The organism is Bradyrhizobium sp. WSM1743, from assembly GCF_000473065.1.
Classification (GTDB): Bacteria; Pseudomonadota; Alphaproteobacteria; order Rhizobiales; family Xanthobacteraceae; genus Bradyrhizobium.
The window spans coordinates 57387-71111 of record NZ_AXAZ01000012.1; the positions used below are offsets into that span (position 1 = coordinate 57387).

9 protein-coding genes are annotated in these 13725 nt (G+C 65.0%); 7 read left to right on the forward strand and 2 right to left on the reverse strand.

Annotated features, from left to right (window positions below; genetic code table 11):
* Positions 1-103 precede the first annotated feature (103 nt).
* The 6 genes from YU9_RS0110100 to YU9_RS0110125 are packed head-to-tail and all read left to right on the forward strand — an operon-like array spanning position 104 to position 7614.
* Positions 104-2953, forward strand: a complete 2850-nt coding sequence (locus YU9_RS0110100; RefSeq protein WP_027572710.1) for a bifunctional transaldolase/phosoglucose isomerase — start codon at positions 104-106, stop codon at positions 2951-2953.
* Positions 2954-2966: 13 nt separating this feature from the next.
* The gene (gene gnd, locus YU9_RS0110105; RefSeq protein WP_027572711.1) at positions 2967-3965 is read left to right on the forward strand and encodes a phosphogluconate dehydrogenase (NAD(+)-dependent, decarboxylating); all 999 of its coding nucleotides are present in this window, start codon (positions 2967-2969) and stop codon (positions 3963-3965) included.
* A gap of 28 nt (positions 3966-3993) precedes the next feature.
* Complete coding sequence (gene zwf, locus YU9_RS0110110) at positions 3994-5505, forward strand: glucose-6-phosphate dehydrogenase (protein WP_027572712.1); 1512 nt, start codon at positions 3994-3996, stop codon at positions 5503-5505.
* Positions 5502-6251, forward strand: a complete 750-nt coding sequence (gene pgl / locus YU9_RS0110115) for a 6-phosphogluconolactonase (RefSeq protein ID WP_027572713.1) — start codon at positions 5502-5504, stop codon at positions 6249-6251. Before zwf ends, pgl begins: the two co-directional genes overlap by 4 nt.
* Positions 6238-6768 (forward strand): gluconokinase, encoded by a 531-nt coding sequence (locus tag YU9_RS0110120; protein ID WP_027572714.1) that lies wholly within the window; start codon positions 6238-6240, stop codon positions 6766-6768. Before pgl ends, YU9_RS0110120 begins: the two co-directional genes overlap by 14 nt.
* Before the next feature lie 33 nt (positions 6769-6801).
* The gene (locus YU9_RS0110125; protein WP_027572715.1) at positions 6802-7614 is read left to right on the forward strand and encodes a Cof-type HAD-IIB family hydrolase; all 813 of its coding nucleotides are present in this window, start codon (positions 6802-6804) and stop codon (positions 7612-7614) included.
* 160 nt (positions 7615-7774) lie between these two features.
* On the opposite strand, the gene YU9_RS0110130 is transcribed toward YU9_RS0110125, so the two are convergent.
* Both YU9_RS0110130 and malQ read right to left on the reverse strand, forming a co-directional pair.
* Positions 7775-9574 carry a glycoside hydrolase family 15 protein gene (locus tag YU9_RS0110130; protein ID WP_027572716.1) on the reverse strand — a complete coding sequence of 600 codons (1800 nt, stop codon included), beginning with the start codon at positions 9572-9574 and terminating at the stop codon, positions 7775-7777.
* Positions 9575-9604: 30 nt separating this feature from the next.
* Positions 9605-11566 (reverse strand): 4-alpha-glucanotransferase, encoded by a 1962-nt coding sequence (gene malQ, locus YU9_RS0110135; protein ID WP_027572717.1) that lies wholly within the window; start codon positions 11564-11566, stop codon positions 9605-9607.
* 205 nt (positions 11567-11771) lie between these two features.
* Here malQ and YU9_RS0110140 point away from each other — a divergent pair, with 205 nt between their 5' ends.
* Positions 11772-13718, forward strand: a complete 1947-nt coding sequence (locus YU9_RS0110140) for a maltotransferase domain-containing protein (RefSeq protein ID WP_027572718.1) — start codon at positions 11772-11774, stop codon at positions 13716-13718.
* Positions 13719-13725: the final 7 nt, after the last annotated feature.

Below are 13725 nucleotides of genomic sequence, written 5' to 3' on the forward strand. Positions count from 1 at the left end.
ACCCTTGATTGGTTCCCTCCGGGGAGCATGTAAGCTAGAGGATAGCGCGTCAGGACCGGCGCGAAAACCCCCTCGTCCGCAGGCTTGGAGAGAAATAAGCATCATGAATCCCGTCAAAGAACTGGAAAAGCACGGACAAGCGGTCTGGCTGGACTTCCTGGCCCGTGGCTTCATCGCCAAGGGCGACCTGAAGCGGCTGATCGACACCGATGGCGTCAAGGGCGTCACCTCCAATCCGTCGATCTTCGAGAAGGCGATCGGCAGCTCCGACGAATATGACGCCTCGATCGGCAAGGCACTGAAGCGCGGCGACCGGACCGTGGCCGACCTGTTCGAGGCGGTCGCAATCGAGGACATCCAGAATGCCGCCGACGTGCTGCGCCCGGTCTATGATCGCCTCGAGGGCCGGAACGGCTTCGTGAGCCTGGAAGTGTCGCCCTATCTGGCGATGGATACCGCCGCCACGGTCGCCGAGGCGCGGCGGCTCTGGAAGGATGTCGGTCGCCAGAATCTGATGGTGAAGGTGCCGGCGACGCGCGAGGGCTTGCCGGCGATCGAACAGCTGATCGGCGAAGGCATCAGCATCAACATCACGCTGCTGTTCTCGAAGGCCGTCTATCTCGAGGTCGCCGAAGCCTATCTCGCCGGCCTCGAGAAATACGTCGCCGGCGGCGGCGATCCGTCGCATGTCGCGAGCGTGGCGAGCTTCTTCGTCAGCCGGATCGACACCATGGTCGACAAGCAGCTCGACGAGAAGATTGCCCGCGCCAATGATCCATCGGAGAAGGAGCGGCTTGCCGCACTGAAGGGCAAGGTCGCGATCGCCAATGCCAAGCTCGCCTACCGGGACTACAAGCGCCTGTTCACAGGTTCGCGCTGGGAGAAGCTCGCCGCCAAGGGTGCCAAGCCGCAGCGCATGCTGTGGGCCTCCACCGGCACCAAGAACAAGGACTACAGCGACGTCCTCTATGTCGAGGAGCTGATCGGCCCCGACACCATCAACACCATGCCGCCGGCGACGCTGGATGCGTTCCGCGATCACGGCAAGCCGCGCGACAGCCTGGAAGAGAATGTCGATGACGCCAGGCGCGTGCTGGAAGAGCTGGAGCGCTCCGGCATCTCGCTCGATGCGATCACCGAGGAGCTGGTCAAGGACGGCGTCAAGCTGTTTGCGGACGCCGCTGACAAGCTCTACGGCGCCGTCGCGCACAAGCGTGCCACCGTGCTGGGGCCCGCGCTCGACCGCCAGCTTCTCTCGCTCGGCGACGGGCTCGGCAAGGCCGTGGCCAAGAGCACCGAGGAATGGCGCGCCTCCGCAAAAATCCGCAGGCTCTGGCAGCGCGACAAGTCAGTGTGGACCGGCACGGACGAGGACAAATGGCTCGGCTGGCTCGACAGCGCCGCCAAGGCCGATATTGCCGATTACGAGGACTATGCGGGCCGCGTGAAGGGCCAGAAATTCTCCGACGCTGTCGTGCTCGGCATGGGCGGATCGAGCCTCGGACCGGAGGTGCTGGCCGAGACCTTTGGCAAGAAGCCCGGCTTCCCCAAGCTGCATGTGCTCGATTCCACCGATCCCGCGCAGGTGCGGGCGATGGAAGGGAAGATCGACATCGCCAACACCGTGTTCATCGTCTCCAGCAAGTCCGGCGGCACCACCGAGCCGAACGCGATGAAGGACTATTTCCATGAGCAGGTCGCCAAGGCGGTCGGGACCAAGGTGAAGACCGGCCATCGCTTCATCGCGGTGACCGATCCCGGGTCGTCGCTGGAGAAGGCGGCAAAGCAGCTGAACTACGCCCGCATCTTCCACGGCGAGCCCTCGATCGGCGGACGCTATTCGGTGCTCTCGCCCTTCGGTCTGGTGCCGGCGGCGACCGCGGGCATCGACGTCAACACCTTCGTCAAGCATGCGCTCGCGATGGCCCGCTCCTGTGGGCCGGACGTGCCGCCATCCGAGAACCCGGGCGTGCAGCTCGGGCTTGCCATGGGCCTCGCCGGGCTCGAAGGCCGCGACAAGGTGACGATCCTGGCGTCGAAGAAGATCGCCGATTTCGGCGCCTGGGCCGAGCAGCTTATCGCGGAATCGACCGGCAAGGAGGGCAAGGGCCTGATCCCGATCGAGGGCGAGCCGCTGGGCGATCCCTCGGTCTACGGCAACGATCGCTTCTTCATCGACATCCGCATCGAGGGAGAAGCGGATGCCGCCCACGATTCCAAGCTTGCCGCGATCGAAGGGGCCGGCCACCCCGTGGCGCGCATCGTCATGAAGTCGATCGAGCATCTCGGCCAGGAGTTCTTCCGCTTCGAGATGGCGACGGCGGTTGCCGGCTCGATCCTCGGCATCAACCCGTTCGACCAGCCGGACGTGGAGGCGGCCAAGATCAGGACCCGCGAGCTCACCGCCGCATTCGAGAAGACCGGCGCGTTGCCGGAAGAGCAGCCGGTGGTCAGCACGGATGAGGCCGATCTCTACACCGACGAGGCCAACGCGGCGGCGCTGCGCGCGGCCGGCGCCAACGGCGATCTCAGCTCCTGGCTGAAGGCGCATCTATCCCGCTCGAACCATGGCGACTATGTCGCCCTGCTTGGCTACATCGCGCGCGACAAGGCGACGATCGACGCGCTCCAGGCCATGCGGCTGGAGGTGCGCGAGAAGCGGCACGTCGCGACCTGCGCCGAGTTCGGGCCGCGCTTCCTGCACTCGACGGGCCAAGCCTACAAGGGCGGACCCGACAGCGGCGTGTTCCTCCAGATCACGGCCGACGATGCCAAGGATCTGCCGGTGCCGGGCCAGAAAGCCAGCTTCGCCGTCATCAAGGAGGCGCAGGCGCGCGGCGATTTCGACGTGCTCACCGAGCGGGGCCGGCGTGCGCTGCGCGTGCACCTGAAGGGCGGGCTCAAGAAGGGTCTCGCGGCCCTCAACGCGGCGCTTAGCGACGCGCTGAACTAAAGGAACAATGCAGATGCAACTCGGCATGATCGGCCTCGGCCGAATGGGCGGCAACATCGTTCGCCGCCTGATGCGCCAGGGACATTCGACCGTGGTCTACGACAAGGACGCCAAGGCGGTCGCAGGACTTGCCGCAGACGGCGCGGTTGGCTCGGCGACGCTGGAAGAGTTCGTCGCGAAGCTGGAGCGTCCGCGCACGGCCTGGGTGATGCTGCCGGCAGGGCGCATCACCGAGACCACGATCGAGACGATCGCCGGCGTGATGCAGGCTGGCGACGTCATCATCGACGGCGGCAACACCTTCTGGCAGGACGACGTCCGCCGCGGCAAGGCGCTGAAAGAGCGCGGCATCCATTATGTCGACGTCGGCACCTCCGGCGGCGTCTGGGGCCTCGACCGCGGTTATTGCATGATGATCGGCGGCGAGAAGCAGGTGGTCGACCGGCTCGATCCGATCTTCGCAGCGCTCGCGCCAGGCGCCGGCGACATCCCACGTACGGAAGGACGCGAGGGGCGCGATCCCCGCATCGAGCAGGGCTACATCCATGCCGGTCCCGTGGGCGCCGGGCATTTCGTCAAGATGATCCACAACGGCATCGAATACGGGCTGATGCAGGCCTATGCCGAAGGTTTCGACATTCTCAAGAATGCCAATATCGAGGCTTTGCCGGCAGATCATCGCTACGATTTCGATCTCGCCGACATCGCCGAAGTGTGGCGGCGCGGCAGCGTGATCCCGTCCTGGCTGCTCGACCTCACCTCGACCGCGCTCGCCGACAGCCCGCAGCTGTCGGAATATTCCGGCTTCGTGGAGGATTCCGGCGAAGGTCGCTGGACCGTGAATGCCGCGATCGACGAGGCCGTGCCGGCCGAAGTCTTGACCGCGGCGCTCTACACACGTTTCCGTTCCCGTCGGGAACACACCTTCGCCGAAAAAATTCTCTCTGCAATGCGTGCAGGGTTCGGCGGCCACAGGGAGCCGAAGCAGCCGGGCGCTTCGAAACCAAAGTAACGAGTAAACAAGCGAAGGCCGACAATTCGTGACAAAAGACCCGCAAGTAAAGCGCAAGCCGGAAAATTGCGCCTTCGTCATCTTTGGTGTCACCGGCGACCTCACCCATCGCCTGGTGATGCCCTCGCTCTACAATCTGGCGGCCGAGCACCTGTTGCCGGAAAAATTCTGCGTCGTCGGCGTCGCCCGCAGGGGCCAGTCGGATGACGAGCTGCGCGACAGCCTGATGCAAGGCCTGCGCGAGTTCGCGACGCGGCCCGTGGACAACGACATCGCCAAGAAGCTGCTGGAATGCGTGACCTTCGTCGAGGCCGACGCAAAGGATCCGCCCTCCTTCGACCTCCTGCGCGAGCATCTGGATTCGCTGGAATGTGCGCACGAGACCGGCGGCAACCGGCTGTTCTATCTCGCCACCCCGCCCGCCGCCTTCGCGCCGACCGCGCGCGAGCTCGGCCGCACCGGCATGATGAAGGAGAACGGCGCCTGGCGGCGGCTGGTCGTCGAAAAACCGTTCGGCACCGACCTCGCCTCGGCGCGTGCGCTGAACACCGAGCTGCTGAAAATCATGGAGGAGCACCAAATCTACCGGATCGACCACTATCTCGGCAAGGAGACGGTGCAGAACATCCTGGTGCTGCGCTTTGCCAACGGCATGTTCGAGCCGATCTGGAATCGCAACCATATCGACCACATCCAGATCACCGTCGAGGAGAGGCTCGGCGTCGGCCACCGCGGCGGCTTCTATGACGCGACCGGCGCGTTGCGCGACATGGTGCCGAACCATCTGTTCCAGCTGATGTCGCTGGTGGCCATGGAGCCGCCGAGCCGTTTCGACGCACATTCGGTGCGTTCCGAGAAGGCCGAGGTGCTCACCGCGATCCAGCGGCCGAGCCTGGAGGAAGCACTGAAGAGCTCGGTGCGCGCGCAATATCTCGCAGGCCGCATCGGCGATAACGACATCCCGGACTATCGCAAGACCTCGGACGTCAAGCCCGGCAGCACCACGGAGACCTATGTCGCGCTCAAGCTGATGATCGACAATTGGCGCTGGGCCGGCGTGCCGTTCTATTTGCGCACCGGCAAGGCGCTGGCGCACAAGCGCACGGAGGTGGCGATCAAGTTCAAGCAGGCGCCGCTGTCGATGTTCTCGGGCACGGCGGTCGATCGCCTGTCGCAGAACTTCCTCACCATCGGCATCGCGCCGACCGAAACCATCGAGCTTCAGTTCAACGCCAAGGTCCCGGGTCCGAGCGTCACCATCGACGGCGTCGAGATGAAATTCCGCTACGGCGACTATTTCCGGGCCGATCCCTCGACCGGCTACGAGACGCTGATCTACGACTGCATGATCGGCGACAACATCCTGTTCCAGCGCGCCGACGGCGTCGAGGCCGGCTGGCAGGCGGTGCAGCCGTTCCTGGACGCCTGGAAGAGCGCGGGCACCAACGGCATCGAGACCTATGAAGCCGGCAGCGAAGGCCCGAAATGCGCCGACGAGTTGCTCCGGCGCGACGGGCGAAGCTGGCGGAAATACTTGTGACTGCGGCCGGCCAGCCGAAGCTGATCGTCGAAGCCGACGCCGACGCGCTTGCCCGCGCCGCGGCCGAACGGGTCATGGCGCGGATCGCGGCCAATCCCGGACGGATCGCGATCTGTCTCACCGGCGGCTCCAGCCCGAAGAAGCTCTATCAATTGCTCGGCAGCGAGGCCTTCCGCGGCAGGATTCCATGGGACCGCGTGCACTGGTTCATCGGCGACGAGCGCTTCGTGCCCGAAAGCGATCCCCTCAACAACATGGCGGTCGCGCGCGCGGCGTTTCTCGACCGCCATGCGCCCGCCGGCCATATCCACCCGATTCCCACCACGGCTGAAAATCCCGATGCCGGCGCTGAAGCCTATGCACGCGAGCTGCAGGCCTTCTATGGCACAGACCAGCTCGATCCGGGACGCCCGCTCTTCGACCTCGTTCTGATGGGCGTGGGGCCCGACGGCCACACCGCCTCGCTATTTCCCGGTTATCCCGAGATCGAGGAGACTCGACGCTGGGTCGTCGGCGTCGCCAAAGCCAATGTCGCGCCGTTCGTGCCGCGAGTCTCGCTCACCCTGCCCGTTCTGGCCTCCTGCCGCGAGATGCTGTTCGAGATTGCCGGGCACGACAAGCGGCCGATCTTGACGCGCCTCTTCAATGGCGAGAATCTGCCGGCCTTACGCGCGCGCTCGGATGGTGAGACTATCTGGCTGGTCGATAGGGCCGCGCTTCCGGAGGAAATTCGTGGGCCGCGCTGAAGCACCTTGTGCATTGATTGTGATGGGCGTGTCGGGTTCGGGCAAGAGCACGGTTGCGAGGGCACTCGGCGGGCGGCTCGGCTGGCGTTTCGAGGACGGCGACAGCTTTCATCCCGCCAGCAATGTCGAGAAGATGCGCGCCGGCCATCCGCTCACCGACGAAGACCGCTGGCCCTGGCTCAACGCCATCGCCGACGAGATCGCGCGGGTCTGCGGACGCGGCGAGCACGTCATCATCGCCTGCTCGGCGCTGAAGCACGTCTATCGCGACGTGCTGCTGCGTGGTCGCGATGACGTCCGCTTCGTCTTCCTGAAGGGCACGAAGGAGCTGATCGCCGAGCGGCTCGCACGCCGCAAGGGCCATTTCATGCCGCCCGAGCTGCTGACGAGCCAATTCAACACGCTGGAGCCGCCGGAGGCGGGAGAGCACGCGGTCACGGTCTCGATCGACGAGACCGTCGAAGCGATCGTGGACGGCATCGTGCGGCAGCTGAAACTGGGCGGCGCGAAACGCTGAGGCAAGAAACCTGATGAATTCCAAGGTCCTGCCATGACGCAAATCTCACTCGTGGTATCCGACGTCGACGGCACGCTGCTGACCAAGGACAAGACGCTGACCGAGCGCGCGCGGAGCACGGTGCAGCGGCTGCACCGGGCCGGCATCGGCTTCACCATCACCTCCAGCCGCCCCGCGATCGGCATGCGCTTCCTGATCGAGCCGCTGGCGCTGTGGCTGCCGGTCGGCCCCTTCAACGGCTCCTCGATCATCGATCCCGAGATGAGGCCGGTCGAGCAGCACCTGATTCCCGCAGGCGCGGCCGAGCGGTCCCTGCGGATCCTTCGCGACTACGGCGCCGACATCTGGCTGTTCACCACCGACAAATGGCTGATCGACAATCCGCGCGGCAGCTACGTCGCCCACGAGCAGCACACGATCCGCGCCGACCCCAGCATTGTGACGGATTTTTCGCCGCATCTCTCCAGCGCCTGCAAGATCGTCGGCGCCAGCGCTGATGCAGCAGGCCTGGAGCGCTGCGAGAAGGTCATGCAAGAGGCACTTGGCAGCGAGGCGATGGCGGTCCGCTCGCAGACCTATTATCTCGACATCACCCCGCCCGGCTTCAACAAGGGCACCTTCGTCGAGGCGATGGCCAAACGCCTCGGCATCTCGACCGACGCCGTCGCCACCATCGGCGACATGCAGAACGACCTCGCAATGTTCCGCGTCAGCGGCACCTCGATTGCCATGGGCAACGCCGCCGACAACGTCAAGGACGAGGCGACGCATGTCACTGCGAGCAATGAGCAGGACGGCTTTGCCGAGGCGATGGAGATGATCTTGAAGCGGAATGGGGTTGGGTAGAGCTGGCCGCGGACTCTCAACCTCTCCCGCTTGCGGGAGAGGTCGCCGCGTAGCGGCGGGTGAGGGCTCTCTCCTCTCGGGGGCTCTCGCCCGCGGAGACACCCCCACCCAGCCCTCCCCCGCAAGCGGGAGAGGGAGCGCACCTCCCTCGGGGCGCTAGTCACTTCGACCGCTGCATCGCCGGCTTTTCACTCTTCAGCCTGGCCGCCGAGAGATTATGTGCGGTGTTGATCAGGGCGATGTGCGTCAGCGCCTGCGGAAAGTTTCCGGTCTGGCGCCGCGCCTCGGAATCGTATTCCTCCGCCAGCAGCCCAACGTCGTTCGCAATCCCAACGACACGATCGAACAGGACTTGCGCCTTGTCGAGGTCGCCCGACAGCACATAGGCATCGGCGAGCCACAGGCTGCAGGCCAGGAACGCGCCTTCGAGCGGCGGCTGCTCCGCTGGCAGCTCGCGCGGATCGTGCCGCAGCACGAAGCCGTCGCGCATCAGGCATTTCTCGACGGAAGCAATGGTGCCGCGGACGCGCGGATCCGATGGCGGCAGGAAGCCGACGGCCGGCAACAGCAGCACGCTGGCATCGAGCAGTTTCGAGCCGTAGGATTCGACGAAGGCATTTTCCTCTGCATCGAAGCCGTTGTTGCAGACGTCGCGATGGATCGCCTCGCGCAGGGTGCGCCAATGCAGCAGCGGTGCCTTGAAGCCGAAGGTCTCGGCACTCTTGATGCCGCGGTCGAAGGCGACCCAGGTCATGACCTTGGAGAAGACGTAGTGTTTGGGCTGACCGCGACGCTCCCAGATGCCGTGATCGGGCCGGTCCCAGATCTCGGCCAGATGATTGAGCACCGCGCATTCCAGCGCCCAGGACTGCTCGTCGAGCTGGAGCTTGACCATGCGCGACTGGTGGAAGGCATCGATCAACTCGCCGTAGACGTCGAGCTGGAGCTGCGCGTGCGCGGCGTTGCCGACGCGCACGGGCTGCGCGCCTTCGTAGCCGCCGAGCCAGCCCGCTTCCCATTCGAGCAGCCGTCGCTGGCCCCAGATGCCATACATGATCTGCATGTTCGCCGGCGAGCCGGCGGCGGCGCGCAGCAGCCAATTGTGCCAAGCCAAGGCTTCCTCGGTGTAGCCCGAGTTCATCAGCGCCAGCAGCGTGAAGGTGGCGTCACGCAGCCAGCAGAAGCGGTAGTCCCAGTTCCTGCTTCCCCCGAGCTTTTCCGGCAAGGAGGTGGTGGGTGCCGCGACGATGCCGCCGGTCGGGGCAAAGGTCAGCGCCTTCAGCGTGATCAGCGAACGAATGACCAGATCCTGATAGTCACCGTCGCGGGCGCAGTGGCCGCACCATTCCTGCCAGAATCTTTCGGTTTCCGCGAGCGCGAGCTCCGGGTCGATCGGCCCGGGTGGCGGCAGATGCGAGGGACCATAGGTCAATACGAAGGGGATGGTCGCTCCGGCCGTCACCTCGAAGTCGGAAACCGTGGTCAGATTCTCGCCGCGGGACTCGACCGGCGTGCGCAGCACGATCATGTCCTGGCCGGCAATTGCCATCAGGGAATGGTCGATCCGCCGCACCCAGGGAATGTCGGCGCCGAAGCCGAAGCGGATGACGAGCTCCATCCGCATCTTCACGGTGCCGCTGACGCCTCGGACCAGCCGCACGATGTCGGACGCCTTGCCGCGCGGCGGCATGAAATCGATCAGCGCGAGGGTGCCGCTCTTCGTCTCAAAACGCGTTTCGAGGATGAGGGTATTGCCGAGATAGCGCCGCGAGATTCGGAGCGCGTTCTCACTCGGCGCGATCAGCCAGCGCCCGTTCTTGTGCGTGCCGAGGATGGCGGCAAAGCAGGCGTCGGAATCGAAGGCAGGCCAGCACAGCCAGTCGATCGAGCCGTTGCGCCCGACCAGCGCCGCGGTCTCACAGTCGCCAATCAGCGCATAGTCCTCGATCCTTTGCATCAATGTCGTACGAGCCTGGGAAGCCCCGGCCTTTCAACTCCCGCCGGTCAGCGAACGTTCCCGCGTCGCGGCCTTCAAAGCCGCGAGATCGATCTTGGAGGCGATTTTGTCGAGCGCGACAGGAAGACGCTGGCGCCAGTTCGGATGCTCGTCGATCGTGCCGGGAATGTTGGGCTGGTCGATCACGCCGAGCAGGTCCTCCATGGACACCGCGAGCAGGCGCGAGGGCGTGCGCGACAGGAAGGCAAGCACCGAATAGAGGTCGTTGGCGCCGATGCCGTTCTGGCGCAGGATCTCGTCGAGCCTGCCGAGCGCATTCCAGCGCGCCTGGTCGTTCTCGCCGGGATCGAGCCCGAGCGAGCGTTTCATCCTGAGATCGCTGAAGGAGCGCCAGCCCGCATAGGTGCAGAGGTCATGCGTGTTCAGCGTGACCAGCGCGTTGGGCCGGTAGTGGTCGACATTGCGGAAATGGCCGGCATCGTCGCGCTCGAACATCATGACGAGATAGGACCAGATGCCGAAATCCTGCATCATCTCTCGGAAACCTTCCGGCACGGTGCCGAGGTCCTCGCCAATCACGATGCATTTGTGGGCCGCGCTCTCTCGCACCACCGCGGCGAGCAGCGCCTCGAACGGCATCTGCACATAAGCGCCGTTGTCGGGCTTGAAGCCGCGCGGCACCAGATAAAGCCGCTTCAAGCCGAGCGCGTGATCGAGCCTGATGGCGCCGGCATGGCGCATCGACGCTGCGAGCATGTCGGCGAACGGCACGAAGGATTGCGCCTCGAGCCCACCGGCATTGAAGCCGGCGAGACCCCAGTCCTGGCCGATGGTGTTGAGCACGTCGGGCGGCGCGCCGACGGCGAGATGGCGGGAAATCGCCGTCTGCTCGTTCCAGGCATCGAAGCCGTTGGACTGCACGCCGACGGCGACGTCGAGGTAGAGCCCGACCCGCATGCCGAGCTGACTGGCGAACTCCTTGGCGGCATGCAGCTGGCTATCGGCCGTCCATTGCACGAATTCGACGAACTCGACCTCGCGCTTATCAGGGCCATTGTGCAGCTCGGCGCATTTCGTCTCATCCGGCTGCTGCCATTCCGCCGGCCATTCCCACCAGGGCGCGGTGAAGCGATGACGCAGCACCTCGAAGCAGGCAAAGCGGGACAACAGCGGCGCGCGGGCGGCGCGGAAGGCGTCAAACGCCTTGCGGCGCGCCTGGCTCGCGCTCGTCACGAAGCTGTTGAAGGCAGCGCGCAAGGCCAGCCATTTCAAAGCCGCCATGTCGGCATAAGGGACGCGATCACCTTCGCGTAAGCGGGCGGCCGTCGCGGCCGCGTCGGGCACGAGGTCTGCCGAGAATTCGGGAATCGCCTCGACGTCGATATAGAGCGGGTTGAGGAAGAGCCGACTGTTGGGCGAATAGGGGCTGCAATCGGCCGGGTGGTCGTCGAACAGGACATGCAGCGGATTGAGCCCGACGCCGTCGGCCCCGAGCTGCTTGGCAAGCCTGACCAGCCCTGCGAGGTCGGTGAAGTCGCCGATGCCCCAATTGCGGTCCGAACGGACGCTGTAGAGCTGCACGGCAAGCAGCCAGCCGCGATCGAAATCGCCGCCGAAGGCGCGCTCGGGCGCCACGATCATCGGCACATCTTCCGTCGCGCCTTCGGCATCGGTCAGTGTCAAGCGGTGATACCCAGGCGCCAGGCCCGCGGGCCAGGCGATCACGGGCTCGCGCGTCTCGCCTTGCGCGATCACATTGCCGTTGCCGAGGATTTTCCATTGCAGCGGTGGCACGCCGATAGAAGCCAATTCCGTGCGCGGATGGCCCAGCGCACGCACCACGACCGGCCCGCTGGCGAAGCGGTAGACCCGCTTCTCCGGCAGAGCCTCGAGGATGGATTTGAGCGCCTCGGGCGCGGTGACCCGCAGCTTGCCGAGGGCATCGATGAATTCGGACTGAACGCCCTTGATCCGGGCTTGAGCTAAAAGATCCATTCGGCACGCAGCTTGCAAGCCATTGTTTGGCCAGGGGCATCGATTTTAACGAGATCGCGGAAGAGGTTAGTCACGCGGTAACTCGCAAACTGCGCTTGCCGTTCCCGAGGGAACCAATGACACACAAGCGGCTTTCTATAATGGTACCAAGCGTGGGTTCCCGACAAGGGAAACGGGCTCCTGCTTTCTTGTCAATGGCATCACCGTGAACAAGACAATTCAAACTGTCGAAAGTGCCGCAGCCGGCAGCGCTTTCCTGATCGAGGACGTCTATCCCTTGATCGACGGCGGCCGCTTCGCCGTGAAGCGGATCGCGGGCGAACCGGTCGAGGTCTGGGCCGACATCTACCGCGACGGCGACGCCGTGATCGCCGCCGCGCTGATCTGGCGCCGTGAGCACGACGGCGAATGGCGGAGCGAGCCGATGAGCCATCACGGCAATGACCGCTGGTGCGGCGCGTTCACGCCCGTTGAGCCCGGCCAATATGTCTACGCGATCGAAGCCTGGACCGACGAGTTCGCCACCTGGTCGCACGCGGTCGCGCGCAAGCAGCGCACCGGGGCCGATGTCAGCCTCGATGCGATCGAGGGCGCCGGCCTTTTGACCAAGGCGCATGGCGCGCGGCAGGACGCAGCAGCGGTCATCATCAGGCAATGCGAGGACTATCTGAGGAACGGCGACGTCGCTTCGCTGCTGGCAACCGAACTCGGCGAAGCCATGGCCGAGAGCCAATCGCGACCCGACCTCACGCGCTCGTCGCCCTTTCCGCTGGCCGTAGACCGCGACAAGGCGCGCTGTAGCGCCTGGTATCAGATGATGCCGCGCAGCCAGAGCGCATTGCCGGGCCGACATGGCACGCTGCGCGACTGCATCGCGCGGGTGCCTGACATCGCCGCCATGGGCTTTGACGTGCTCTACTTCACGCCGATCCACCCGATCGGCCACACACGCCGCAAGGGCCGCAACAACGCGCCGGGGGCGCGTGAAGGCGATCCCGGCTCGCCCTATGCGATCGGCTCGGCCGAGGGCGGCCACGATGCGCTGCATCCCGAGCTCGGCACGATCGAGGATTTCCGCGCGCTGGTTGCCACATGTCTTGAGTACGGGCTCGAGCTCGCGCTGGACTTCGCCGTGCAGTGCTCGCCGGACCATCCCTGGCTGACGCAGCATCCGGAATGGTTCAAATGGCGGCCGGACCGCTCGGTGCGGACGGCGGACGGCCCCTATTCCGACATCGTCATCCCCGATTTCAATTCGGTCGATCGCATCGGCCTGTGGAACGCGTTCCGCGATGCCATGCTGTTCTGGATCGACCATGGCGTGACCATTTTCGCCATCGATAATCACGACACCGCGCCGCTCGCGTTCTGGGAGTGGCTGATCCGCGACATCCGCCACCAGCACCCGGAGGTAATCCTGTTCTCCAAGACCTATGCACGGCCAAAGCTGATGAAGGGCCTCGCCAAGCTCGGCTTCGCGCAGTCCTTCACCTACTTCCCCTGGCGCACGGAAAAGTGGGAGCTGGAGCAATATCTCGGCGAGCTGACGCGCTATCCTGAGCGCGATGTCTATCGTCCGCACCTGTTCGTCAACACGCCTGACCTGTTGCCCTATCACCTCCAGAGCGGCGAGGCCTGGGCATTCAAGTCGCGCATCGCGCTGGCGGCGACGCTCTCGGGCAACTACGGCATCTTTGGCGGATTCGAGCTGCTGGAGCATGAGGCGATTCCCGGCCGCGAAGAATATCTGGATTCCGAAAAATATCAGATCAAGCAGCGCGACTGGGACAAGCCCGGCAACATCAAACCCTACATCGCCGCGCTCAATCGCATCCGCACCGAGAATGCGGCGCTCCGGCAGACGGTCAATTTGCGCTTCCTCGGCGTCGAGGATGGGGAAACCATTGCCTTCGTGAAGCAGACAGCCGAGCCCGCCAATGCCGTCATCGTCGTGATCGCGTTGTCGCGCCATGTGCGCGAATTCTGGCTGCCGCTCGGCGACGTCAGCATTGACGCCGGCGGGCAGCGACACCATGTGACGACACTCGAAAACCTCCTCACCGGCGAACGGTCCCGCATCGAATGGGGCGGAATCAGATTGCGTATCGATCCAGAGCGCGATCCGGCGCTTCTGTTCCGCGGCCTGGCGTAAGGGTTCA